This window comes from Mucilaginibacter defluvii (genome assembly GCF_039543225.1).
GTDB lineage: Bacteria > Bacteroidota > Bacteroidia > Sphingobacteriales > Sphingobacteriaceae > Mucilaginibacter > Mucilaginibacter defluvii.
The window spans coordinates 1,825,098-1,849,590 of the sequence record NZ_BAABJI010000002.1 but is presented as its reverse complement, the minus strand read 5'-3'; the positions used below and the strand labels follow the sequence as shown (position 1 = coordinate 1,849,590).

Sequence of the window (24,493 nt, the reverse complement as noted above, 5' to 3'; positions counted from 1 at the left end):
TTACTTGAATTTGAGCACAACCTTTTTGCCGGAAATACTTTCGAGCAGGGGTTTAAATATAAGCTGGGCATTGTCGCGCGCTTTGCCGGTAATGTTCATCTTCTTGCTTTCTTCAAGTATCTTTTTCTCGGCTATCTTGTAAACATCCTCCACCATATCCCGCGCATTGCTCGGGAACCAGGCACCAGTAATGTCATACACCTTTGATTGCTGATGATCGAGCTTGGCGTAACAGATTTCGGGCTGCGGCAGAACAACAATAACGCTGTCTTTATTTTGGGTAATGTCTTCCTGCTTAACCTTGGTTAGGTCAATACAGGCGGTAACCTCGCCAACGGCCAAAAACAATACTTTTTCATCGGGCAAAAAGGTATGTACTTCCTTCTTCTCTACAATATCTTTCATGGCATATTTAACCAGTTCCAGCTTGCCCATGCTGGTTATTTTTTGCACCATTACTACCTGGCTTACCTCGGTTTTAGTTTCGGTAAACTGGCGCTTAATGTAAAAGAAAAGGAAAGCCAAAAAGCCAACGATCACTAAAAGGATAATCAGGCTGAGGGACACACGACTGCGGGTACTTGACATTTTTTTTGTTTTAAACTAACGTATTCTGGAATGCGTCATTGCAAGGTACGAAGCAATCTCTTTATACAAGTTACGTCTGAATATCCTAAAAAGATTGCTTCACTATCGTTCGCAATGACGAAAACTAATTATCTCATTCCAAACTTCCGTTAAACTAAAAGAGCAGACCTGAATCTGCTCTTTTAGTTTAATTACGGTATTTAAAGATTACGCGTAGGTTACATTCAGGCTGATAGGCACGCTCAAAGCTTTTGATATGATACAGTTTGCTTTAGCGCCTTCGGCAACTTCTTTAAATTGCTCTTCAGATACGCCATCAATAACAGATGCTTTCAGTTCCAGGTGGATGGCGGTAACTTCAAGTTTAGCCATGTCCAGCTCAAGGATGGCTTCAGTGTTCAAATCACCGGCAGTGATGCCCTGCTGAGTTAACGTAGCGCTAACTGCCATAGTGAAGCAGCCTGCATGAGCGGCAGCTAAAAGCTCCTCAGGGTTGGTACCCACGCCACTTTCAAAACGGGTTTTAAATGAATATTGCGTTTGGCTAAGGGTGGTGCTTTGCGTGCTTAATTCGCCTTTGCCTTCTTTTAAATTTCCGGCCCAGTGGGCGGTTGCTGTACGTTTCATAGTTATTGATTTATTGTTTAGTTTGTATGTAAAGTTAGATATTAATAAGCTAATAGTTCATAGATCATAGTGATTGAAATTTTCAGTCCTATTTGATGATTACAGGTCATTGTGAGTTAAGTGTTTATTAAACTCCGGCCATGAACTATCAACTATGATCTATGAACAACTGACTAAATCAACTCCACTTCGCGCGCTCATACTGCACCGGCCACTGTATTTCCTGGCCAAGTTCGTGGGCGGCACGTAGGGGGAAATGCGGGTCGCGTAATAATTCACGGGCTAATAGTACGATATCAGCCTGACTGCTTGCGATAATGGCATTAGCCTGCTCCGGTTCGGTAATCATACCTACTGCGCCGGTAAGTATGCCGGTGTCTTTCTTAATGGTTTCGGCAAACTCCACCTGGTAGCCCGGTTTTACGGGAATGGACGCGCGCGGCACGTTACCGCCGGTTGAGGTATCGATCATGTCGACACCGGCTTCTTTCAGCTTTTTGGCCAGCTCAACGGAATCTTCAATAGTCCAGCCGCCTTCAGTCCAGTCGGTAGCCGAAATGCGTACAAACAAGGGCAGGCTGGCAGGCCAAACCTCCTTAACAGCCTCAACCACTTCAAGTACCAAGCGTATGCGATTTTCAAAACTGCCGCCATATTCATCGGTACGGTGATTACTTAACGGCGAATAAAACTGGTGCAATAAATAACCGTGTGCGGCATGTATCTCAACTACTTTAAAACCTGCTGCTACGGCCCTCGAAGCGGCGGCTTTAAAATCAGCCTTTACTTTTTCGATGCCTGCTTTATCCAGTTCAGCCGGAGCTTCGGTGCCTTCTGCAAAAGGCAGTGCACTGGGCGCTACGGTTGGCCAGCCGTTAGGCTGGTCAGACGGGATAAGTTTACCGCCTTCCCACGGTTTTTGATGGCTGGCTTTACGGCCCGCGTGGGCCAGTTGTATGCCCGCCACCGCACCTTGCTCATGTATAAAATTGGTGATCTCTTTTAGTTTTTCAATGTGTTCATCCTTCCAGATACCCAGGTCGGCAGGAGATATACGGCCTTCGGGTGATACGGCCGTGGCCTCGGTGATCAGCAAGCCTGCGCCGCCAATAGCACGGCTGCCCAGGTGTACCAGGTGCCAGTTATTTGCGAAGCCATCAGTACTCGAATACTCGCACATTGGCGATACGGCAATGCGGTTACGCAGGGTAACCTCTTTTATAGTTATAGGTGAAAAAAGCGTGCTCATTATTTAAATGTTTCAGCAAATATGAACACTCAGGTTTTGGTATTGTTCAGCGGAGTGTAAAATGGATTTTTATAAGATATATGTTATAAATAGATGACATTATGGTCGACTGACACGCTCGCTAATCTCAGGATTGCTGATAACATATTTTATAGTTACGGTATCTAACGGATGATATTCGTAATCATCAGTATCTCCCTCATAGTATTTTCCATCAACAAAATAGCGGTAGGAATACGTTGGTTCACCTTTGTTCCCGGGAAAGTTTTTTTTATTAATTACGATTGCTTTGATAGTTCTAACAGGCTCCGTTGCCAGTAAGTTTCTTTCATAAGAATTCTTAGCTATCGTGTAGAAAAACCATCCTACAGAAAACAGACCAATAAAAATCCTCAGATATAAGAATAGACTTATAGATGAGGATTTTTTAGGATTTTTACGATTACTCATGTTTTGATTCTGCATCAGCCTTTATAAAAGGTTGACGCGAATTATACCAGGTACTCAAATAAAGTTTGATCGCGGTTTATCTCGATAACATCAAAGCGGTGGGCAGCCATGCGTTGTAGCAGGGCAGGGTAGTCTTCGGCCGATTTTAGCTCGATACCTACCAGTGCCGGACCGTTCTCCTTAGCGGTTTTTTTGATGAACTCGAAACGGGTAATATCATCACCGGGGCCAAGCACATTGTTCACAAACAGTTTAAGAGCGCCAGGGCGTTGCGGAAAGCGAACAATGAAGTAATGTTTCAGTCCTTCGTACAACAATGATTTCTCCTTGATCTCGGCCATGCGGTCAATATCATTGTTACCGCCGCTGATAACGCACACTACTTTTTTGCCTTTTATCTGCTCCTTACAAAGGTCAAGCACGGCAACAGACAGGGCGCCGGCAGGCTCCACCACAATAGCATCCTCATTATATAATTTCAGGATGGTGGTACATACCTTGCCTTCGGGTACCAGCAGCATATCATCCAGTACCTCGCGGCATATCCGGTAAGTTAGCGTTCCCACACGTTTTACCGCGGCGCCGTCAACAAAGCGGTCAATTTCATCGAGCGTTACAGGCTCGTTATTCGCAAATGCACCCACCATTGACGGCGCGCCTTCCGGCTCAACACCAATTAATAATATATCAGTATTATGCTGCTTTAAATAGGTACCGACACCGGCAGCCAACCCGCCGCCGCCAACAGGCATTATTACAGCCTCAACATCGGGCAGTTTATCCAGTATCTCAACACCTACAGTTCCTTGTCCCTCAATAACCCGTTGCGTATCAAAAGGGGGAATAAAGGTCATGTTATTAGCTTCGGTGTAGGCTAACGCTTCGCGCAGGCAATCGTCAAACGTATCGCCGGTAAGTACGATCTCAACATTGTCGCCGCCAAACATCTGGGTTTGTTTCACCTTTTGTTTCGGGGTGATCTCGGGCATAAAAATAACGCCTTTGGTACCTAACCTGCTGCATGAAAAGGCAACACCCTGGGCATGGTTACCCGCGCTGGCGCAAACCACGCCACGGCTTAGCTGCTCGGCATTTAACTGGCTGATCATGTTATAAGCGCCGCGCAGTTTGTAGGAGCGTACTACCTGTAAATCTTCACGTTTGAGGTAGATCTCGCACTCGTATTTTGCTGACAGGCCGGCATTGTATTGCAGGGGGGTATGGTTAACCACCCCGTCAAGCCGTTGGTAGGCCTGTTCAAAATCAAGCTGATGTTCGGTTTCAGTACTCATCAATAATTATTTTACTAAGCGATAAGCCATCAAACCTTGCAGATCGGTATCGTTTATATCCAGTTTGCTATCCGCCAGCGTTAAAAAACGTTGGTAAGTTTCAGCCAGTTCTTCTTTATTAAGCTGGAAGCCCAAGCGCTCCAGGTGAAATTTCAACGCATGGCGGCCGCTGCGGGCCGTCAGCACAATGCTCGCGCTCGGGAAACCTACATCTTCCGGACGGATGATCTCGTAATTCTCACGCATTTTCAAGAAACCATCCTGGTGTATGCCCGAGCTGTGTGCAAAAGCATTAGCCCCAACGATAGCCTTATTCGGCTGAACGGGCATACGCATTTGGGTGCTCACCATGCGGCTCATCTCGTAAAACTTGGTACTGTTGATATTGGTATGCAGGCCAAGGGTTTGATGCGTTTTCAGGATCATTACCACTTCCTCAATAGAGGTGTTTCCTGCACGTTCGCCGATACCATTAATGGTGCCTTCAATCTGGCGGGCACCGTTTTGTAACCCGGCAATAGAGTTGGCGGTGGCCAAACCCAAGTCGTTATGGCAATGTACCGATATAATGGCCTGATCGATATTGCGTACATTCTCTTTCAGGAAACGGATCTTGCTGCCGTACTGATCGGGCAGACAATAGCCATTAGTATCGGGGATGTTTACTACCGTTGCACCGGCGCCAATAACGGCTTCAACCATTTTGGCCAGGTACTCAATATCGGCACGACCGGCATCCTCGGCGTAAAACTCAATATCCTCAACAAACTTTTTGGCGTATTTAACGGCATCAACAGCGCGCTCTAATATCTCCTCACGGGTGCTGTTAAATTTGTGCTTGATGTGCATATCGCTCGAGCCGATACCGGTATGTATACGCGGGCGTTTGGCATATTTAAGCGACTCGACAGCGGCATCAATATCACCTTTGTTAGCGCGTGTTAAAGCGCAAACGGTAGGTTCTTTTACGGCTTTTGATATTTCAACAACGCTTTGAAAATCGCCTGGGCTTGAGATAGGGAAGCCCGCTTCAATAACGTCCACGCCGAGCGCTTCCAGTTCGCGTGCTATCTCAATTTTCTCAGGGGTTGTTAACTGGCAACCCGGTACCTGCTCGCCATCGCGCAGCGTGGTATCAAAGATGTAGACTCGGTTGGGATCGTGTAACATATTTTTAATCTTTTTAGATGTGAGATATTAGATGCGGGATATAAGTTCCTATCTAAACCTTACACTGGTGTTTTTTTATAATTATACGCTTGGTGAGAATGATCATCTCACATCTTATATTCAAATCTTTATTAACTTTCTTTAACTGCTATAAACCTTAAGCGCTTATAGTCAGCATACCATTGCCCGCCTTCGTTGTAGTGCGGTTCAAGCAGGGCGGTAACTTCCTGCAACATTTGTTGTTTTTCATGTTCAGGCACGCCCACTAAATACAGCGGCGCAAACATGGTGATCCATTTGGCTACGCCCTGATCGCCATCCTGCAATGGTGTCTTGCGGTCAAAGTGCGCCGCGAACGATACCCTGAAACCATGTGCTTCCAGTTTTGATGTGTATTCGCCCAATGATGGAAAATACCATATTTCGCTTTTTGCCTGCCGATGATATCCGTGCTGCTCCAATACCTGTTTGGTAGCGGCTATCAGGTGTTGTACGTTGCCTTTGCCACCCATTTCGGCTACAAAACGACCGCCGGGTTTAAGGCTTTTGTATACACAATCCATCATAGCATCGGCATTTTTTATCCAGTGCAAAACAGCATTGCTAAAAACGGCATCATACTTTTCGGTCGCCTTAAATTTAGTGGCATCTTCAACTGCGAAATCAACATCCGGGTAATTGGCTTTAGCCTGGCGGATCATTTCTGCAGAGCTATCTGTGCCTTTAACTATAGCGCCTAAATCATGCAGTTGCTGTGTAAGGTAGCCGGTACCGCAGCCCAGGTCGAGTATATGCTCACCGGGTTGGGCGTTCAGTAACTCCAACACATTCTCCCCGTATTGAAATACAAAGGCATGTTTTTGGTCGTATAATTCAGCGTTCCATTTCATTGGTACCCCTCTCTTATCTCCCCAAAGGGGAGAGGCTCTTTTTTTTTAAATTATAATGGCAACTCCTCGTTAATCTCCTCCCTTTGGGGAGGCCGGGAGGGTTACAAATATTCCAGTACTTTTTGGCCCATGGCGGTGGTGCCTAATATTTTGGCTTTGTCGGTGTTGGCATCGGCAATGTCGCCGGTGCGGTAGCCGTCTTTTAGTACTTTGTCGATAGCGTCGGTTATCTTTTTAGCTTCCTCTTTCAGGCCGAAGCTGATCTCGAACATCAGCGCTACGGATAGGATAGAAGCCAGCGGGTTGGCTTTATCCTGCCCGGCAATATCATGCGCCGAACCGTGGATAGGCTCAAAAAAGCCGGTGCCATCACCTACCGAGGCAGAAGCAAGCATACCCATTGAGCCCGCGATCTGCGAAGCCTCATCGGTCAGGATATCACCAAAAAGGTTGGCGGTAAGCACCACATCAAACTTTTTAGGGTTTTTAACCAGTTGCATGGCGGCGTTATCAATAAACATGTGTTCGGTTTCAACGTCAGGGTAGTTTTTGGCTACTTCCTGCACAACCTCACGCCACAGGCGCGATGCCTCCAATACGTTAGCCTTATCAACCGAGCACAGGCGTTTGCCACGCGCGCGGGCAGCTTCATATGCCTTTGTTGCAATGCGCTCAACCTCATAACGATGATAGATCATTAGATCAGAAGCTGTGTTGCGGTCTTCGCTGCGTTTCTTCTCGCCAAAGTAAACATCGCCTGTCAGTTCGCGGAAGAACAGAATATCCGTTCCCCTTAGAATTTCAGGCTTCAGGCTTGATGCATCCAGCAACTCATCAAACAGCATGATGGGGCGCAGGTTGGCATACAGGCCAAGTTCCTTGCGTATCTTTAACAATCCCTGCTCCGGGCGAACCTTCGCCGATGGATCGTTATCGTATTTTATATGGCCGATGGCACCAAAAAGGATGGCATCACTGGCTTTTGCTTTTTCCAGAGTTTCATCAGGCAGCGGGTTACCGGTTGCCTCAATGGCTGCATGACCCATCAGCGCCTCGTCAAACGTAAATTCATGTCCGCCTGCCGCGCCAACCTTTTCCAGTACCGCCTTACCCCAGGTAGTAACCTCCGGCCCGATGCCGTCGCCTGGTATTACTAAAATGTGTTTTTTCATTTGCCCCCTAACCCCCTAAAGGGGGAATAAGTGTTTAATATGTATGTTATAATTATTGAATCGGCTCTCCGGTTCCCCTTTAGGGATTAGGGGCCTTTTCAAATTCCTCTACCGCTGCCCTGTTGCTCAGTATGTAATCAATATCATCGTACCCGTTTATTAAACAGGCTTTTTTATACGGATTGATCTCGAAGCTTTCTTGTTCGCCAGTTGTTGAGATTTTGATCACCTGGTTTTCAAGGTCAATGTCTACAACGGTAGTATGATCGGCAAATACCGCATCGAAAATCTTTTTCAGGAAATCGTCGCTCACCTGTACCGGCAGCAAGCCATTGTTAAGGGCATTGCCCTTAAATATGTCGGCAAAAAAGCTGCTTACCACGGCATCAAAACCATAATCAGATATGGCCCAGGCCGCATGTTCACGACTACTGCCGCAACCAAAGTTTTTGCCAGCTACCAGCACCTTACCGCTGTAGGTGGGGTGGTTTAATACGAAATCGGCTTTTGGCTGATCGTTCTCGTCAAAGCGCCAATCGCGGAAAAGGTTATTGCCGAAGCCCTCACGGGTAGTGGCCTTCAAAAAACGCGCGGGAATGATCTGATCTGTATCAATATTCTCGATAGGCAGAGGCACCACGGTGGTTTGTATATGTTTGAATATTTTTGTCATGATGATTTTGTTCACTTCATTGCGAGGTACGAAGCAATGAAGATGTTAACCGACTAATTCCTCCTCGTTCAGCATTTCTCTAATATCAGTAACTCTACCGGTAATAGCTGCAGCAGCAGCGGTTAGCGGGCTGGCTAACAAGGTGCGGGAGTTTGGTCCCTGGCGGCCTTCAAAGTTGCGGTTTGAGGTTGATACGCAGTATTTACCTGCCGGTATCTTGTCCTCGTTCATGCCTAAACATGCGCTGCAACCCGGTTCGCGCAGCGGGAAGCCTGCTGATTCAAATATCTTGTCCAAGCCTTCGGCTATGGCTTGTTGTTCTACTTGTTTTGAGCCGGGTACTACCCAAACCGTAACATTCTCGGCCTTGTGTTTGCCTTTTACAAAGGCGGCCACCTGGCGCAGATCCTCAATACGGGAGTTGGTACAACTACCAATGAATACATAGTCGATCGGTTTGCCTAACAACTGCTCATTATCGTGCAGGCCCATATAATCAAGGGCTTTTTTGTATGAGCCTTGTTCCTTAGCCTCAAAATCCTCCGTAGCGGGTACCTGTTGTGTAACACCGATGCCCATACCCGGATTAGTACCGTAGGTGATCATCGGCTCAATATCTTCGGCATTAAAGGTTAATACCGAATCAAACTCGGCATCGTCGTCAGAGTAAAGTGTTTCCCAATAGGCTACGGCTTTATCCCATTCTTCGCCTTTAGGGGCAAATTCACGACCTTTTACATAGTCGATAGTGGTTTGGTCGGGCGCTATTAAACCACCGCGGGCACCCATTTCGATGCTCATATTGCAGATGGTCATGCGGCCTTCCATGCTCAGCGAACGGATGGTATCACCGGCATATTCAACAAAGTAACCGGTACCGCCTGCGGCCGATATTTTGCTGATGATGTATAGTATTATATCTTTTGCACCCACGCCTTTTTGCAGGGTGCCGTTAACTTCAATTTTCATGCGTTTAGGGCGCGATTGCAGTAAGCACTGGGTGGCCAGTACCTGCTCAACCTGTGATGTGCCAATACCAAACGCTATCGACCCGAAGGCGCCGTGGGTAGAGGTATGGCTGTCGCCGCAAACATAAGTGCTGCCGGGGCGGGTTATGCCCAGCTCTGGGCCTATTACGTGCACTATGCCCTGGTATGGGTGGCCGAGGCCATAAAGTTCAACGCCAAATTCGGCGCAGTTTTTTGTAAGCATATCCACCTGGTAACGCGATAGCTCCTCCTTGATAGGCAGGTGCTGATCCCAGGTAGGTACGTTGTGATCGGCCGTGGCAACGGTTTGCTTCGGCCTGAAAACAGGTAATCCACGCTGGCGCAATCCGTCAAAAGCCTGCGGACTGGTAACCTCGTGGATAAAGTGTGTATCGATGTACAAAATATCCGGAAATCCCTCCTTGCTGCTAACAACGTGGGCATCCCAAATCTTATCAAATAATGTCTTTGCCATTTTTCTTTTTGTCCTATTGTATATGTAATGTGCGATAGTCAGTTAGGTTGCCCATTACATGTTTAACTCAATCATCGCTTTTGCAATATATCCCCCTTTGCACAAGCAAAGGGGGATGAGTTATTTTTGTGGCTTTCGGCTAATGTTACGCTTCTACCGCCTGGTTCTCGGGGCGAAGGCTGCGTACAGTTTTACCTGCCTGCCATAATTCGCTGTCACGTAGTTCAGCAAGTTCGGCGTTAAGTTTTTCACGGTAATCAGGCTGGCTGTTTGAGTCGATAGAACGTTGTGACTCTTTGCCGGTAGCAACGCTGTTGTATAATTCTTCAAACACCGGTTTAGTAGCGTCACGGAATTTTTTCCACCAGTCAAGCGCGCCGCGTTGTGCAGTGGTTGAGCAGTTGGCGTACATCCAGTCCATGCCGTTTTCAGCAACTAAAGGCATTAATGATTGGGTCAGCTCCTCAACAGTTTCGTTAAATGCCTCAGATGGTGTGTGGCCATTGCTGCGCAATACATCGTATTGTGCGGCGAAGATGCCTTGGATACAACCCATCAAAGTACCACGCTCGCCGGTAAGGTCGCTGAATACTTCTTTCTTGAAATCAGTTTCAAACAGGTAACCGCTACCTACAGCGATACCCAGTGCAATAACACGCTCCCATGCTTTACCGGTAGCATCCTGGAAGATAGCGAAGCTTGAATTTAAGCCACGGCCTTGCAAAAACATACGGCGCAGTGAAGTACCTGAACCTTTAGGGGCAACCAGGAATACGTCAACATCAGCCGGAGGAACAATGCCGGTTTGCTCATTAAAAGTGATACCGAAACCGTGAGAGAAATATAATGCCTTACCCGGAGTTAAGTGTTTTTTAACAGTTGGCCAAAGCTCGATCTGCGCAGCGTCGCTAAGCAGGTAGCAAATAATGGTACCTTTTTCAAGGGCTTCTTCAATTTCAAAAAGAGTTTCGCCGGGTACAAAGCCATCAGCAATCGCTTTATCCCAGGTTTTAGAGTTTTTACGCTGACCAACAATTACGTTAATGCCATTGTCTTTTTGGTTTAAAGCCTGGCCCGGACCTTGAACACCGTAACCAATAACGGCTACAGTTTCGTTTTTAAGTACGTCCTGCGCTTTTGATAAAGGGAACTCCTCGCGGGTAACTACATTTTCTTCAGTACCGCCGAAATTTAATTTTGCCATGTTTTTTTGTTTTGTTGTGTGATGCGCTTACAGGCGTTTCACCTTGGTTTTATTGTTTTTAGTTCTTAGTTACTTGTTGTATGCACCATTACTTCGCACGTCGCGATGGTGCTTTTAAAATGGGATTACATCGTAAACACCTTCTGCCCCTGGTTTAAATATTCATTCTCAATCACTTCTTCACCCGGTTCAAGCCTTTCAAATTCGCGTAGTTTGGCGTTAAAGCCTTCGCTGTTCTTAATAATGGCTACCCGGGCGCTGCGTACAAATTCGATCAGGCCGTAAGGCTGAAGAATTTTTATAAGCGATTCGGTCTCTTCACGGTGGCCGGTGGTTTCAAACACCGTGTAATCCTTACGGATCACCACCGCGCGGGCACCATTTTCGCGCAATAAACGCTCAACGCTTACCTGCTCGGCAATTACGTTGGTTGATACCTTGTAAAGCGCCATTTCCTGCCAAATCACATCAGCATTGGTATGATAGTATACTTTCAATACTTCTACCTGTTTTTCAATCTGGCGGCATAACTTACGTACTACATCTTCCGTTTCGTTTATCACGATGGTGAAGCGGTGTATGCTGTCAACCTCTGATGGCGAAGTGTTCAGGCTGTCGATATTAATCTTACGGCGTGTAAATATAATAGCAATTCGGTTTAAAAGACCAATTTGGTTTTCGGTATATACCGTTATGTTGAATTCCTGTTTAACCCCACCTAAATCCTCCCTGGCAGGGAGGACTTTTTTATCTTCATTTAATGTGTTTGTCATGATCTAAATTCTTTTGAAAGTTTTATCGCACCTCCCCTTGGGGGAGGCCGGGAGGGGTGTTATTTAAGCCTGATTTCAGAAACGCTGCAACCTTGTGGTACCATCGGGAATACGTTATTCTCTTTAGTAACCATTACTTCCAGTAGGAATGAACCATTGTGGTTAAGCATCTGCTCTAATGCCGCGGTTAGTTCAGCGCGATCGTTCACAGATTTGCCCGCAATGCCATAACCGCTTGCCACGCGTACAAAATCCGGACTTTGGATATCCACAAACGAGTAACGGCGCTCGTTGAACAGCTCCTGCCACTGGCGTACCATACCTAAAAAGCGATTGTTCAGGATGATGATCTTTACGTTAACGCCGGTTTGCATAATGGTACCCAGTTCTTGTAAGGTCATCTGGAAGCCGCCATCGCCAATAATGGCAACTACCGGGCGATCCTGCGCACCAAACTTAGCGCCTATAGCTGCAGGCAGGGCAAAGCCCATGGTACCTAAGCCACCGCTGGTTACGTTGCTGCGGGTTTTGTTGAATTTGGCATAACGGCAGCCCACCATCTGGTGCTGGCCCACGTCGGTAACAATAACGGCATCGCCGCCGGTAAGCTCGTTCAATACCCTTACCACTTCGCCCATGGTCATTTCCTCGGTATCCGGGTTTAGTTCCTTATGGATAACCGCCTCCACTTCTTTTTGGGTAAAGTCGTTAAATTTTGCCAGCCACTCGGTATGTGCTTTCGCTTCTACCAGTTCGGTAAGCAGGGGAAGGGTTTCCTTACAGTCGCCCCATACCGGTACGGTGGTTTGTACGTTCTTGTCAATCTCGGCCGGATCAATATCAAGGTGGATCACCTTGGCTTGTTTGGCATATTTATCTAACCGGCCGGTTACGCGGTCATCAAAACGCATACCGATGGCGATCAATACATCGCACTCATTGGTTAATACGTTAGGACCGTAGTTACCATGCATCCCCAGCATACCTACGTTTAGTGGGTGATCTGTCGGGATAGCGCCTACACCTAAAATTGTCCATGCTGATGGAATGCCTGCTTTTTCAATAAAAGCTTTAAATTCCTGCTCGGCACTGCCTAAAATTACACCCTGGCCCCAAAGCACAAAAGGTTTTTTTGCTTGGTTGATAAGCGCTGCAGCCTCTTCAATATACTGTTTACGCACTATAGGTTTCGGCCTGTAGCTGCGGATATGGTTGCAAGGCACATATCCCTCAAAGTTAAATTTTTGTATCTGCGCGTTCTTGGTAATGTCGATCAATACCGGGCCTGGGCGACCGCTGCGAGCGATGTAAAATGCCTTAGCGATAACTTCCGGTATCTCGTTAGCATCCGTTACCTGGTAGTTCCATTTGGTAACCGGTGTAGTGATGTTGATCACGTCGGTTTCCTGGAAGGCATCAGTACCTAACAAGTGTGCGAATACCTGCCCGGTGATGCAAACCAGTGGCGTGCTGTCAATCTGCGCGTCGGCCAAACCGGTAACCAGGTTGGTAGCACCCGGTCCGCTTGTAGCGAACACTACGCCAACCTTGCCCGATGTGCGTGCATAACCTTGCCCGGCGTGAATACCACCTTGTTCATGGCGCACCAGTACGTGGTTCAGCTTCTCGTTATAATCATACAAAGCATCATAAATAGGCATAATAGCCCCACCCGGATAACCGAAAATGGTATCGGTACCCTCAGCTATCAACGCCTCAAGCAATGCAACTGAACCCGACACCTCTACAGTTTCTTTGGTTTTGGCTGGTGCAGGTATTTCCTGTTGTGCAACTTCCATAATCTCTTATTTTATTTCGAATATCGACTCGAATGTTATTTCTTTATTTTATTCTTGAACCTGAATTTTCAGAATTTTATAATGAGCAGAATTTTTACTAATTGACATTTATACTCATACTGTTAATTCCCTAATTCTGAAAATTCCGGTTCAGACTTACTCATCCGTAACACAACCTTCGGCGGCCGTGCTTACGGTTTTTGCGTATTTGTAAAGCAGGCCTTTGGTTACTTTAAGCGGCGGTTGCTGCCATTGTGCCCTGCGGGCGGCTATTTCCTCGTCGCTTAGTTTTACGTTGATGGTATTGTTGATGGCATCGATCTCTATACGGTCATCATCTTTAACCAGTGCTATCAGGCCCCCCTCAAATGCTTCGGGGGTGATGTGGCCAACTACGAATCCGTGTGTACCGCCCGAAAAGCGCCCGTCGGTTATCAAAGCTACTGAGCTGCCCAAACCCGCGCCAAATATGGCCGATGTTGGCTTTAGCATTTCAGGCATACCGGGCGCACCCTTCGGGCCCACGTTGCGGATTACCACCACATCACCCGGTTTGACTCGCCCCGTCATAATACCGTCAATCAATTCAAATTCACCATCGAACACACGGGCGGGGCCTTCAAAGCGCTCGCCCTCTTTACCGGTTATTTTGGCAACGCTGCCGCCCTCGGCAATATTACCGTACAAAATTTGCAGGTGGCCTGTTGCCTTAATGGCTTTATCTACCGGCAGAATGATCTTTTGCGTATCAAAATCCAGCTCAGGTACATCAGCAAGGTTTTCGGCTAGGGTTTTACCGGTTACGGTTAAACATTCACCGTGTAGCCAGCCTAACTTCAACAGGTATTTCATTACCGCAGGTACACCACCTACCTTGTGCAGGTCTTCCATCATGTACTTGCCGCTTGGCTTCATATCGGCCAGCAGGGGAGTACGGTTGGTCAGTTCCTGGAAATCGTCCTGAGTTAATTTTACGCCAACGCTTTTCGCTATCGCGATAAGGTGTAACACAGCGTTGGTTGAGCCGCCCATTACCATAATGGTGATGATGGCGTTCTCGAAAGCCTTACGCGTCATGATGTCGCTTGGCTTAATATCTTTTTCAAGCAATACCTTAATGGCCTTACCGGCCGCGCGGCATTCCGCTTGTTTTTCTTCGCTTAATGCAGGATTTGATGATGAGTAAGGTAAGCTCATGCCCATAGCCTCAATAGCCGCGGCCATGGTGTTTGCCGTGTAGATACCGCCGCAGGCACCCGCGCTCGGGCAGGCATTTTTAACTACACCCATAAAATCAACATCGTCAATCTGGCCGGCTATCTTTTTACCTAAAGCCTCAAATGCCGATACGATGTTCAAATCCTCACCCTTCCAGTGGCCGGGTTTAATGGTGCCACCGTATACCATGATCGACGGGCGGTTAAGCCGACCCATGGCGATCAGTGAGCCCGGCATATTTTTGTCGCAACCCGGCAGGGTAATCAGGCCATCATAATACTGCGCGCCGCAAACAGCCTCGATGGAGTCGGCAATAACATCACGGCTAACCAGCGAGTAACGCATACCTTCGGTACCGTTGCTCATGCCATCGCTTACGCCTATAGTGTTAAATATTAAACCTACCAGACCTTCGTCCCATATACCTTGTTTAACCACCTTAGCCAGATCGTTCAGATGCATGTTACAGGTATTGCCATCATAACCCATACTGGCTACGCCCACCTGCGCCTTCTTCATATCTTCGTCGGTAAGGCCAATGCCGTAAAGCATGGCTTGTGCCGCCGGTTGGGTAGGGTCCTGCGTTAGGGTTTTGCTGTATTTGTTTAATTCAACAGCCTGTAAAGTATCTGTAGTATCGCTCATTATCTTTGTATATTTTATAAACCGGTGTTAAGGTTAATAATTGATATTGTAAGGTAGAAAGACAGGCTTTTTATCGCAATAGACGCGGATAAAAATTTAAAACAATATTTAATTCTTAATATATTACTTTAATAAAATTATATTCTTATATATAGTGTTTAAATAAAATTAAATATTTTGTTGATTGTACCAAAGAGTAAATTGGTATTCGGTATGTATTCTATGCGTGCATAGTAAACTGTTCAAATTCTGCCTGAAAACGTAAAAAACCAGAAAACAGAACGCAAAAAAAACGCCCCGGTAAACTTGTTACCGGGGCGTTTTTTTTGCGTTCTTTTAGGTTAGTGCGAAATACCTTCAGCCAGTACGGTAACTTTATTATTGGCAGCTTCAACAACTCCGCCTTTAATAATAAAAGTTTCTTTTTGTACCGAACCACCGCGCACGATCAATTTGCCATCCTGCAGGATAGAAATAATAGGAGCGTGGTTATTAAGTATTTCAAAAGCACCCAGTATGCCTGGTACGGTAACCGAAGCGGCTTCGCCCTCAAATACTGTTTTATCTGGTGTAAGAATTTCTAAAGTCATTTATTGTTTAGATTTTAGAGTTAAGAAGCAAGAGTTAAGAAGCAATTTTGGTCTTAATTCTTACTTCTTAACTCTCGACTCTTATATATTAAGCGTTAGCTTCAGCTAACAGTTTTTTACCTTTTTCAATAGCGTCCTCAATGTTACCTACAAGGTTAAAGGCTGCTTCAGGGTATTCGTCAACTTCACCATCCATAATCATGTTGAAACCTTTGATGGTTTCTTTAATGTCAACCAGTACACCTTTTAAGCCGGTAAATTGCTCGGCAACGTGGAACGGCTGTGAAAGGAAACGCTGAACACGACGGGCGCGTGATACAACCAGTTTATCCTCTTCAGAAAGCTCATCCATACCCAAAATGGCGATGATATCCTGAAGCTCTTTGTAACGTTGCAGGGTTTCTTTAACGCGTTGAGCAGTGTTATAGTGCTCGTCGCCTAAGATAGCCGGGCTAAGGATACGTGAGGTTGAATCCAGTGGGTCAACCGCAGGGTAGATACCTAACTCGGCAATTTTACGTGAAAGTACAGTAGTAGCATCCAAGTGAGCGAAGGTTGTGGCCGGCGCAGGGTCGGTCAAGTCATCCGCAGGTACGTAAACGGCCTGTACTGATGTAATTGAACCACGTTTGGTAGAGGTGATACGCTCCTGCATCAAACCCATCTCGGTAGCCAGGGTTGGCTGGTAACCTACCGCTGATGGCATACGGCCTAATAGTGCCGATACTTCAGAACCTGCCTGGGTGAAACGGAAAATGTTATCAATAAAGAAAAGGATATCACGGCCTTTGCCACCTTCCTCATCACCATCGCGGAAGTACTCAGCAATAGTTAAGCCTGAAAGCGCCACACGTGCACGTGCGCCAGGAGGCTCGTTCATCTGACCGAACACGAAGGTTGCTTTTGAATCTTTCAAAGCTTCGGCATCAACTTTAGTTAAGTCCCAGCCGCCTTCTTCCATTGAGTGCATAAACTCATCACCATATTTTATAATGCCTGATTCAAGCATCTCACGTAAAAGGTCATTACCTTCACGGGTACGCTCGCCTACACCGGCAAATACTGATAAACCTGAATACGCTTTCGCTATGTTGTTGATCAGCTCCTGGATCAATACCGTTTTACCTACACCCGCACCACCAAACAAACCAATTTTACCACCTTTAGCGTAAGGCTCCAATAAATCGATAACCTTAATACCGGTAAACAATACTTCGCTTTCGGTTGACAGGTCTTCAAAACGTGGTGGCTGGTTGTGTATAGCACGGCCATTCGTTTTGTCAAGCGCTGCGATACCGTCAATAGGGTCACCAACAACGTTAAATACACGGCCTTTGATAGCTTCGCCAACAGGCATTTTAATACCTGAGCCTAAGTCGATAACAGGCATACCGCGTAATAAACCATCGGTTGAATCCATGGCTATGGCACGTACCCTGTCTTCGCCAAGGTGTTGTTGTACCTCAAGCACAATTGTCTGACCGTTTTGTTTAGTGATCTCTAAAGCGCTGTAAATTTTAGGAAGAGTGCCTTCGCTAAAGCTTACGTCAACTACGGGACCGATGATCCGCGATATTTTTCCAGTGTTTGGCATATTATAACCTGATATTAAAATATTTTAGTGTGTTGTACAGCATTCCTTTAACAGGATACTATTCGGAGCGCAAAGTTATGATTTATAACGAAATATTTATAGCGTGTTAATAAGATTTTTCGAGTGTTAATTACTTCGCAATCCATGGTCTATAGTTCATGGTCAATGGTTCAGATACACAAGGTTGATAGTTCGTTGGTGATAATTGTAATTTAATAGATTGCGATTGATGTTATATTTCCAAGAAATATAACATCAATGGTCTATCTACTATCGACCATGGACCAATAAAAATCTCTACCAATCTGCTCAACAATTTTCAATTTTGCTATCTTAGCAGGCTTTAGCATATAATGATGAACAAATTCTTCGGAACAGGAGTAGCGATGGTGACTCCTTTTCAGCCAGACGGCCAGGTAGACTTCGACGGGTTAAACAACCTGATCGAACATTTAATCGACGGCGGGGTAGAATACCTCGTTGTTTTAGGTACAACCGGTGAGAGCGCCACCCTGAGCAAGGACGAGAAGAAGAAGATATTTAAGTGTGTTGCGGAGAAAAACAACGGTCGCTTACCGCTGGTTGCCGGTATTGGCGGTAATGATACCCGCGAGGTTGTGGAGTTGATAAAAGGTTTTGATAGCACCGGTTATGATGCTATCCTCTCGGTAAGCCCATATTATAACAAACCAACGCAGGATGGGATATATCAGCATTATAAGGCCATTGCCCAGGCATCGGCTTTGCCTGTAATATTGTATAATGTACCGGGCCGTACAGGTAGCAACATTGCTCCCGAAACTACCGTGCGCTTAGCTAACGATTTTGATAATATCATCGGTATAAAAGAGGCCGCGGGTAATTTTGACCAGTTTAACCAGATACTGCGCGATATGCCCGAGGATTTCCTGTTCATATCAGGCGATGACCCGGTTACGCTGCCATTGATCGCTATGGGTGGGGCCGGCTTGATCTCGGTAGTTGGTAACGCCCTGCCGCGCGAATTAAGCGACATGGTGCGCCAATGCCTGGCCGGTGATTTTAAAACCGCACGTAAAGCTCACTTTAGCCTGATTGAATTTACCCGCCTGATGTTTGCAGAGGGCAACCCGGCAGGGGTGAAGTCGGCGTTAAAGCAATTGGGCATTTGTGCCGATAACCTGCGCCTGCCACTGGCACCGGTAAGCAGCGCTACCGAACAGGCGATAGCTTCTGAAATTAATAAGATAAAAGCATAAAAACAGAAAAACCGGCTTCGGCCGGTTTTTAATTGGTCAGTGCTTTAAAAAATCCTAATACTTACTCTTTGTTCTTGGTGTCCTGAACTTCCAAACGGATAGTTTGAGCTAAGTTTTTAAGATCCTGCAAACCTTTGCGTAAACGGGTGCCCGCGGCGCTATTGCCTTTACTGTAGAATTTTTCGGCATCAGTCTCCAGCGAAGACACGAGCTCTTTCAGTTCGCTAAATTTTTTCATTTTAGGTTACTCCTTTTTAGATAATTGAGTTTAATTGTTTTACTGAAGCTAATCTAAAATTGTTTTTATTTAAAAAAAAATTTTGATTGCCAAAATGAACCTCAAAAACCCTTATTTTTTCCACATTTCAACTGATTGACAGTTATTTAGATTGTTTCTTGCTAAAATATCATATAACAAAGGCTTAATGCTCGATTTATAAGCGTTGCTTATGGGGATAGCTTACCGATGCTGTTCGATATTTTATGGCAAAATAAAAGCCCCTGCAAGGGGAATGCAGGGGCTTGATGAATATGTTTGGGTAATAGTTAGTCTACATTGTCGTGCAGAAACGAATTGTTGTTCCTGATCTCAGTTTTACCTTCATCATCAGGTAATAAGGAGAAGCGCGAGATCTGGCTTTCGTTTGATGCAGGAGTTTGCTGCAACGCGATCTCCTTACGTTTGTAAGCCGGAACGTTTTCCATTTCCTGCAGATTGCCTGAGCGTAGTTTCATGCTCAGGTCTTTCAACCGCATGATGCGCTCGCGCGATTTGCGCAGTTGCTCTTCCATTGATTCCTCGGTCTTATCATCATCAGCACCGGCAACAGGCTCCGGAGTTGGTTCAGACTCCGGTTGTACAGGCTCAACGGCATGATATTGCATTACCGATTCTGTTACTTTGAAAGTAAAATCGGTAGCCTCAGGCTCGGCTGCTGCTTTAGGCTCTTCAGGCGTTAACTGGTGCCTAACCACAGGGGCGTTGGTATCTTCAGTTGAGCGTGAAGCAAACAGGTCAAATAAACCGGTTTGTTTAATCTCTTCCTTAGCTTTCATGTAAGGCTCGGCAACCGCGTCGGGCTTAACCGGGTTAATAAATTCGTTAACCGGTTTAACCATCGGCGCATCCTCAGGTATCAGCATAGATACTACTTTCTTGTTGCTGATCTCTTTCTCGCGCTCGTCCTTAGTTTGGAAACCGGTAGCGATGATCGTTACCGATATTTTATCGCCTAAATTTTCATCGCGGCAGTTACCCCAGATCAGGTCGGCGGCAAGGCCGGCTTCTTCCTGAATATAATCAGTGATCACGCTTACCTCATCCATGGTTACCTCTTTATCGCCCGAGGTAATATTGAGCAGGATGTAGCGTGCACCTTCAATTTCGTTGTCTTTTAAAAGTGGCGATGCCAGGGCGCCTTCAACCGCTTTAAGGGCACGGTTTTCACCATCGGCAGCGCTGCTGCCCATTATGGCTACACCGCTATCTTTCATTACGGTGCGCACATCCTTAAAGTCAACGTTTATATAGCCCGGCAGGGTAATAATTTCAGCAATACCTTTGGCAGCCGTGGTCAAAATATTATCTGCCTGGCCAAATGCCGAACCCAGGGTAAGGTTGCCGAATATCTGACGCAGCCTGTCGTTTGATATTACCAGGTAAGAGTCAACATATTTCTTAAGTTCTTCTAAACCTTCCTCGGCCTGCATTTTACGGCGTTTGCCTTCAAATGAGAACGGAGTGGTTATAATACCTACGGTGAGTATATCCAGTTCGCGGGCTGCTTTGGCAATGATAGGGCTTGCGCCTGTACCGGTGCCACCACCCATACCTGCTGTAATAAACAGCATTTTGGTATTGGTGCCAAGCATTTCCTTTATATCGTCAATATTCTCGATAGCTGAATTTTTGCCAACTTCGGGTATTGAACCTGCGCCCATACCTTCGGTAAGGCTGGCGCCTAATTGTACTTTATTGGGGATAGGGCTAAGCTCAAGAGCCTGCGCATCGGTATTACAAATTATGAAGTCGACACCGGTAATTCCCTGCCTGTACATGTGGTTTACAGCGTTGCCACCACCACCGCCAACACCAATTACTTTGATGATTGACGATTTTTCTTTTAACATCTCGAACTGCATATCTCTTGTTTTCAGCTAAATGTATTTTGACGATCAGTCAGAATTCTCTATCGTAATATTATAACTTTTTCCACAATGTTTTTCCACAATTGTCGATATTGTGGAAAAGTTTTCGTTTGTGAATAATTACTTCAGAAAGTCCTCATCTTTTATATCATCTTTAATAAACTTTTTTCCGCTTTCTAATATTTTGCTAAGCAGGCCATATTTTTTCTCTTCGCTGCCGGCGCTGTATTTCACCTTTTCGGGTTTGGCAACAACAGGTGCGGTAAGTGTAAGCGTATCATACTCCATTTTCTGAATACCTTTTATCAGCAGGCCTATACCGGTAGCAAACGTTGGGCTTTGTAGCTCTTCGTAAATGCCTTTTGGTAAAACCTCATTTTTAGCCAGGTGCTCGTTAGGGTAACCTACGCGGCAATCAAGCCCGGTTACATATTCAACCAGTTGGGTAAGATGTTTCAATTGCGCGCCGCCACCGGTTATTACAATACCGGCAATCAGTTTTTTCTCGTAGCCTGATGATTTGATCTCGTAGTACACATGTTCAATAATCTCCTCCATACGGGCCTGAATAACGAATGCCAGGTTTTTAACAGAGATTTCTTTAGGCTCACGACCGCGCAAACCCGGTACGCAAACTATCTCGTTCTCTTTGTTTTCATCAGCCAAGGCCGAACCGAAACGCACTTTCAGTTGCTCAGCAATGTTGCGCATTACTGAACAGCCCTCGCGGATATCCTCGGTTACGCTGTTACCGCCAAACGGAATAACGGCTGTATGACGAATGATACCTTCATGAAAGATGGCCACATCAGTAGTGCCGCCACCAATATCAACCAGTACCACGCCGGCTTCTTTTTCTTCATCGCTCAATACCGACTCTGACGAAGCCAGCGGCTCCAGTATGAGCTCTGAACTTTCCAGGTGTGCCTTGTTTACGCATTTAACAATATTTTTAATAGCGGTAACCTGACCGGATATGATATGGAAGTTGGCCTCCAAACGTACGCCTGCCATACCGATTGGATCCTTAATGCCGGGTTCGTTGTCAACAGTAAATTCCTGCGGCAGTACATGGATGATCTCTTCACCCGGGGGCATCACCAGGTTATACATGTCTTCTATCAGCTTATCAATATCCTTGCGTGATATTTCGCTTTGCAAATCGCGACGGGTTATCAGGCCACGGTGCTGCAGGCTTTTAATATGCTGCCCTGCAATACCCACGTTCACTACCTTAATTTCAACATTTGATTGTGTGCCTGCAACATCAACGGCCTGCGATATGCCCTGCACGGTTTTATCAATGTTTGACACCATACCACGGGTAACACCGGCCGACTCCGCCTTGCCTATACCCAATACCTCTATCTTCCCGTTTTTGCTGCGGCGGCCAACAATGGCGCATATTTTTGTAGTCCCGATGTCCAATCCTACAATGATTGGTGAACTTTTCTCCTGTGATAAACCCTTGTCCATTTTACTGTTGTTTTATTTGCGATGTATCGTTATTCAGTTTAGTTGTTGTATCCGTTTTTACCGGATTGCTTTTCTTCCTGGTGGTGTCGGTCTTGCTGTCTTCGTTCTTGATGCCTATTACCTGGTTGGTGTATTTAACGTTAAGCGCTTTATACTTGTCCCAACCCACCTTTGGTAAAGCCTGCGTGTAAAAGGCTTTAAGGTTGCGGAATTTAACATCCAGCGAATCGGCGTTACCTAACAATATTTTTTGATTACCTACCCGTGGTATCAGCTCAATTTCGCGCGCCTGGTTAACATATATCTGTGCTACCTGCGCATCCCATAACGAATCTTTACGGATGTAACCGGCTGTTTGGTATAACGATGCCGCCAACTTGGTATGCAGCGTATCAACCCGGTTGGCAAACAGCTCGTCAATGTATCCGTTGGCTACAACCACACGTGCCGTAAAGTTGTTTGACAGCGGCATCTTTAATCCGTGCTGATCCACATAAAAATCCTGATCGAACCGGTTGATGATGCGCAATATAGGCTGCCGCTGAATGATCTCTACTTTAATCATCCCATCCATATCGGTATACACCTTGGCAAACTCTACAAAAGGGTTGGCCTTGAGCTGGTTTTCCAGCTCGTGTATGTTGATGTTTTGCAACCTGCGGCCCTCAAGCGTGTGGCTGGTGGTGTGCAAAATATTATCTACCTCCTGCCTGTCAATAAAATACTGGTTGCCGGGTATGTACACTTTAATACCCTTGCAAACCACTTCTGCCTTTTTTATCTCGATAAAACTCATGAGCGCAACCAGGCCACCCAGGCAAATTACCCAGGCCGAGCCAACAAGTATGCGGTTCCATATGCGTTTACCCGACATTTTCTAACACCTTTTTTAATGGTTGCACCAACTGGTCAATATCACCTGCGCCCACCGTTAAAAGTAGCTCAGGTTTTTCATTTTCTATTATTTGTATAGCTTCTTGTTTTCCACATTTGCGCTTATTCCACAATTTCATCTTGCTGAGTATCAGCTCTGAATTTACACCATCAATCGGCAATTCGCGTGCGGGGTAAATGTCAAGCATCAGCAGTTCGTCGCTCATGTCCAGCACCTCGGCAAAGCCATCGGCAAAATCGCGGGTGCGGGTATACAGGTGCGGCTGAAATATGGTGGTCAGCTTTTTATCCGGATATAAAGTTTTCACAGATGATATAGCCGCGCGCAACTCCTCGGGGTGATGGGCGTAATCATCAATAAAAATGTGTTTATCGATCTTTACAATATATTCAAAGCGGCGTTTAACCCCTCTGAATGATTCGAGCGCGCTCTTGATAGCCTCGCCAGATACATTTAAACGCAGCGCTACCTCGATGGCAGCAACAGCATTTTCAATATTATGTAAACCGGCAATACCCAAACAAATATTGCTGATGCTTACCGAGTTGTTTTTAAAGTCGAAATAAAAGTTACCGTTCTCCACCCGTATGTTCTCCGCCACGGCATCGGCCTCGCCGTTTATGGTGTAGGTAGTGCCGTTTGCCAGTGGCAGGCCTTGCTTATTTATCAATTGGCCACCTTGCTTTATCTGCGATGCGAACAGCGTAAACGACTCAGTTAAATGCGAGTGATCGCCATAAATATCCAGGTGGTCGGCATCCATCGAGGTTACCACGGCAATATCAGGGTGCAGGGTAAGGAAGGAGCGATCGTACTCATCAGCCTCAACCACCACAATATCGTTTTTACCGAACAGCACATTGCTTTGGTAGTTGGATGATATGCCGCCCAAAAATGCCGAACAATCCGTACCCGAATCTTTCAGGATATGGGCGATCATACTGGAAGTAGTGGTTTTGCCATGTGTGCCGGCTACCGCTATGGTATACTTGCTGGCGCTGATCAAACCCAATACCTGCGAGCGTTTATGCAATGTAAAGCCCTTGCCCGTAAAAAAGTTCAGTATTGCCGAATCCTTAGGTATAGCAGGGGTGTAGATGACAAGCGTACTATCATCGGGCTGCCTAAAGCTTATTTGTATCTCGGCCGGTTCGTCCTCAAATATGATGCATATGCCCTCGTTATGCAGGCTATCAGTTAAATCGGTTGATGTTTTGTCGTACCCGCAAACAACACAGCCCAGTTGATGGAAATAGCGCGCAAGGCCACTCATGCCTATGCCGCCTATGCCCACCAGGTAAACCCGTTTTATGTTGCTTAATTCCATCATCACTTTAA

General features: G+C 46.1%; 22 protein-coding genes. 1 reads left to right on the top strand and 21 read right to left on the bottom strand.

Features of this window, described 5'->3' with window-relative positions; translation table 11 throughout:
* From ABD960_RS14410 to atpD, 16 genes are all read right to left on the bottom strand, one after another.
* Entirely contained in the window at window positions 1-588 is a 588-nt protein-coding gene (locus tag ABD960_RS14410; protein WP_345331850.1) for a DUF4230 domain-containing protein, read from the bottom strand.
* Window positions 589-795: 207 nt separating this feature from the next.
* Window positions 796-1,215, bottom strand: coding sequence for an OsmC family peroxiredoxin (locus ABD960_RS14405; protein WP_345331849.1), 420 nt, complete (start codon window positions 1,213-1,215; stop codon window positions 796-798).
* A gap of 178 nt (window positions 1,216-1,393) precedes the next feature.
* A complete protein-coding gene (gene namA / locus ABD960_RS14400; protein WP_345331848.1) occupies window positions 1,394-2,464 on the bottom strand; it encodes an NADPH dehydrogenase NamA in 1,071 nt (356 codons plus the stop codon).
* Between the two features lie 99 nt (window positions 2,465-2,563).
* Window positions 2,564-2,929: a hypothetical protein gene (locus ABD960_RS14395; RefSeq protein WP_345331847.1), complete on the bottom strand. Its 366-nt coding sequence runs from the start codon at window positions 2,927-2,929 to the stop codon at window positions 2,564-2,566.
* 26 nt (window positions 2,930-2,955) lie between these two features.
* The gene (gene ilvA, locus ABD960_RS14390) at window positions 2,956-4,206 is read right to left on the bottom strand and encodes a threonine ammonia-lyase IlvA (RefSeq protein ID WP_345331846.1); all 1,251 of its coding nucleotides are present in this window, start codon (window positions 4,204-4,206) and stop codon (window positions 2,956-2,958) included.
* A 6-nt stretch (window positions 4,207-4,212) separates the two neighbouring features.
* Window positions 4,213-5,376, bottom strand: coding sequence for a 2-isopropylmalate synthase (locus ABD960_RS14385; protein WP_345331845.1), 1,164 nt, complete (start codon window positions 5,374-5,376; stop codon window positions 4,213-4,215).
* Between the two features lie 131 nt (window positions 5,377-5,507).
* Entirely contained in the window at window positions 5,508-6,266 is a 759-nt protein-coding gene (locus ABD960_RS14380) for a class I SAM-dependent methyltransferase (RefSeq protein ID WP_345331844.1), read from the bottom strand.
* Between the two features lie 101 nt (window positions 6,267-6,367).
* Window positions 6,368-7,438, bottom strand: coding sequence for a 3-isopropylmalate dehydrogenase (leuB, locus tag ABD960_RS14375; RefSeq protein WP_345331843.1), 1,071 nt, complete (start codon window positions 7,436-7,438; stop codon window positions 6,368-6,370).
* A 79-nt stretch (window positions 7,439-7,517) separates the two neighbouring features.
* Window positions 7,518-8,111 carry a 3-isopropylmalate dehydratase small subunit gene (leuD, locus tag ABD960_RS14370; protein WP_345331842.1) on the bottom strand — a complete coding sequence of 198 codons (594 nt, stop codon included), beginning with the start codon at window positions 8,109-8,111 and terminating at the stop codon, window positions 7,518-7,520.
* 45 nt (window positions 8,112-8,156) lie between these two features.
* Window positions 8,157-9,575: a 3-isopropylmalate dehydratase large subunit gene (gene leuC / locus ABD960_RS14365; protein ID WP_345331841.1), complete on the bottom strand. Its 1,419-nt coding sequence runs from the start codon at window positions 9,573-9,575 to the stop codon at window positions 8,157-8,159.
* A gap of 145 nt (window positions 9,576-9,720) precedes the next feature.
* A complete protein-coding gene (gene ilvC, locus ABD960_RS14360; RefSeq protein WP_232178314.1) occupies window positions 9,721-10,779 on the bottom strand; it encodes a ketol-acid reductoisomerase in 1,059 nt (352 codons plus the stop codon).
* A 125-nt stretch (window positions 10,780-10,904) separates the two neighbouring features.
* Window positions 10,905-11,552 carry an acetolactate synthase small subunit gene (gene ilvN / locus ABD960_RS14355; RefSeq protein ID WP_345331840.1) on the bottom strand — a complete coding sequence of 216 codons (648 nt, stop codon included), beginning with the start codon at window positions 11,550-11,552 and terminating at the stop codon, window positions 10,905-10,907.
* 59 nt (window positions 11,553-11,611) lie between these two features.
* On the bottom strand, window positions 11,612-13,351 hold the full coding sequence (gene ilvB / locus ABD960_RS14350; protein WP_345331839.1) for a biosynthetic-type acetolactate synthase large subunit: 1,740 nt from the start codon (window positions 13,349-13,351) through the stop codon (window positions 11,612-11,614).
* Window positions 13,352-13,507: 156 nt separating this feature from the next.
* Window positions 13,508-15,214, bottom strand: a complete 1,707-nt coding sequence (ilvD, locus tag ABD960_RS14345) for a dihydroxy-acid dehydratase (RefSeq protein ID WP_345331838.1) — start codon at window positions 15,212-15,214, stop codon at window positions 13,508-13,510.
* A gap of 341 nt (window positions 15,215-15,555) precedes the next feature.
* Window positions 15,556-15,804, bottom strand: coding sequence for an ATP synthase F1 subunit epsilon (gene atpC / locus ABD960_RS14340; protein ID WP_194101054.1), 249 nt, complete (start codon window positions 15,802-15,804; stop codon window positions 15,556-15,558).
* An 88-nt stretch (window positions 15,805-15,892) separates the two neighbouring features.
* Window positions 15,893-17,398, bottom strand: coding sequence for a F0F1 ATP synthase subunit beta (atpD, locus tag ABD960_RS14335; RefSeq protein ID WP_345331837.1), 1,506 nt, complete (start codon window positions 17,396-17,398; stop codon window positions 15,893-15,895).
* Window positions 17,399-17,754: 356 nt separating this feature from the next.
* Between atpD and dapA the strand changes: the two genes are divergently transcribed.
* Complete coding sequence (dapA, locus tag ABD960_RS14330; protein WP_345332840.1) at window positions 17,755-18,636, top strand: 4-hydroxy-tetrahydrodipicolinate synthase; 882 nt, start codon at window positions 17,755-17,757, stop codon at window positions 18,634-18,636.
* 61 nt (window positions 18,637-18,697) lie between these two features.
* Here dapA and ABD960_RS14325 read toward each other — a convergent pair whose 3' ends face one another.
* From ABD960_RS14325 to murC, 5 genes are all read right to left on the bottom strand, one after another.
* The gene (locus ABD960_RS14325) at window positions 18,698-18,874 is read right to left on the bottom strand and encodes a histone H1 (RefSeq protein WP_194101056.1); all 177 of its coding nucleotides are present in this window, start codon (window positions 18,872-18,874) and stop codon (window positions 18,698-18,700) included.
* A 308-nt stretch (window positions 18,875-19,182) separates the two neighbouring features.
* Window positions 19,183-20,778: a cell division protein FtsZ gene (gene ftsZ, locus ABD960_RS14320; protein WP_345331836.1), complete on the bottom strand. Its 1,596-nt coding sequence runs from the start codon at window positions 20,776-20,778 to the stop codon at window positions 19,183-19,185.
* A gap of 126 nt (window positions 20,779-20,904) precedes the next feature.
* Window positions 20,905-22,260 carry a cell division protein FtsA gene (gene ftsA, locus ABD960_RS14315; RefSeq protein WP_345331835.1) on the bottom strand — a complete coding sequence of 452 codons (1,356 nt, stop codon included), beginning with the start codon at window positions 22,258-22,260 and terminating at the stop codon, window positions 20,905-20,907.
* Window position 22,261: 1 nt separating this feature from the next.
* A complete protein-coding gene (locus ABD960_RS14310) occupies window positions 22,262-23,134 on the bottom strand; it encodes a cell division protein FtsQ/DivIB (RefSeq protein ID WP_345331834.1) in 873 nt (290 codons plus the stop codon).
* Window positions 23,124-24,482, bottom strand: coding sequence for a UDP-N-acetylmuramate--L-alanine ligase (gene murC / locus ABD960_RS14305; protein WP_345332838.1), 1,359 nt, complete (start codon window positions 24,480-24,482; stop codon window positions 23,124-23,126). The genes ABD960_RS14310 and murC overlap by 11 nt, the downstream gene beginning before the upstream one ends.
* Window positions 24,483-24,493 lie beyond the last annotated feature (11 nt).

Bases quoted from the DNA above. Each gene is read 5' to 3' on its own strand.
- ABD960_RS14410 (WP_345331850.1), bottom strand. From the start codon at position 588: ATGTCAAGTACCCGCAGTCGTGTGTCCCTCAGCCTGATTATCCTTTTA.
- ABD960_RS14405 (WP_345331849.1), bottom strand. From the start codon at position 1,215: ATGAAACGTACAGCAACCGCCCACTGGGCCGGAAATTTAAAAGAAGGC.
- namA (WP_345331848.1), bottom strand. From the start codon at position 2,464: ATGAGCACGCTTTTTTCACCTATAACTATAAAAGAGGTTACCCTGCGT.
- ABD960_RS14395 (WP_345331847.1), bottom strand. From the start codon at position 2,929: ATGCAGAATCAAAACATGAGTAATCGTAAAAATCCTAAAAAATCCTCA.
- ilvA (WP_345331846.1), bottom strand. From the start codon at position 4,206: ATGAGTACTGAAACCGAACATCAGCTTGATTTTGAACAGGCCTACCAA.
- ABD960_RS14385 (WP_345331845.1), bottom strand. From the start codon at position 5,376: ATGTTACACGATCCCAACCGAGTCTACATCTTTGATACCACGCTGCGC.
- ABD960_RS14380 (WP_345331844.1), bottom strand. From the start codon at position 6,266: ATGAAATGGAACGCTGAATTATACGACCAAAAACATGCCTTTGTATTT.
- leuB (WP_345331843.1), bottom strand. From the start codon at position 7,438: ATGAAAAAACACATTTTAGTAATACCAGGCGACGGCATCGGGCCGGAG.
- leuD (WP_345331842.1), bottom strand. From the start codon at position 8,111: ATGACAAAAATATTCAAACATATACAAACCACCGTGGTGCCTCTGCCT.
- leuC (WP_345331841.1), bottom strand. From the start codon at position 9,575: ATGGCAAAGACATTATTTGATAAGATTTGGGATGCCCACGTTGTTAGC.
- ilvC (WP_232178314.1), bottom strand. From the start codon at position 10,779: ATGGCAAAATTAAATTTCGGCGGTACTGAAGAAAATGTAGTTACCCGC.
- ilvN (WP_345331840.1), bottom strand. From the start codon at position 11,552: ATGACAAACACATTAAATGAAGATAAAAAAGTCCTCCCTGCCAGGGAG.
- ilvB (WP_345331839.1), bottom strand. From the start codon at position 13,351: ATGGAAGTTGCACAACAGGAAATACCTGCACCAGCCAAAACCAAAGAA.
- ilvD (WP_345331838.1), bottom strand. From the start codon at position 15,214: ATGAGCGATACTACAGATACTTTACAGGCTGTTGAATTAAACAAATAC.
- atpC (WP_194101054.1), bottom strand. From the start codon at position 15,804: ATGACTTTAGAAATTCTTACACCAGATAAAACAGTATTTGAGGGCGAA.
- atpD (WP_345331837.1), bottom strand. From the start codon at position 17,398: ATGCCAAACACTGGAAAAATATCGCGGATCATCGGTCCCGTAGTTGAC.
- dapA (WP_345332840.1), top strand. From the start codon at position 17,755: ATGAACAAATTCTTCGGAACAGGAGTAGCGATGGTGACTCCTTTTCAG.
- ABD960_RS14325 (WP_194101056.1), bottom strand. From the start codon at position 18,874: ATGAAAAAATTTAGCGAACTGAAAGAGCTCGTGTCTTCGCTGGAGACT.
- ftsZ (WP_345331836.1), bottom strand. From the start codon at position 20,778: ATGCAGTTCGAGATGTTAAAAGAAAAATCGTCAATCATCAAAGTAATT.
- ftsA (WP_345331835.1), bottom strand. From the start codon at position 22,260: ATGGACAAGGGTTTATCACAGGAGAAAAGTTCACCAATCATTGTAGGA.
- ABD960_RS14310 (WP_345331834.1), bottom strand. From the start codon at position 23,134: ATGTCGGGTAAACGCATATGGAACCGCATACTTGTTGGCTCGGCCTGG.
- murC (WP_345332838.1), bottom strand. From the start codon at position 24,482: ATGGAATTAAGCAACATAAAACGGGTTTACCTGGTGGGCATAGGCGGC.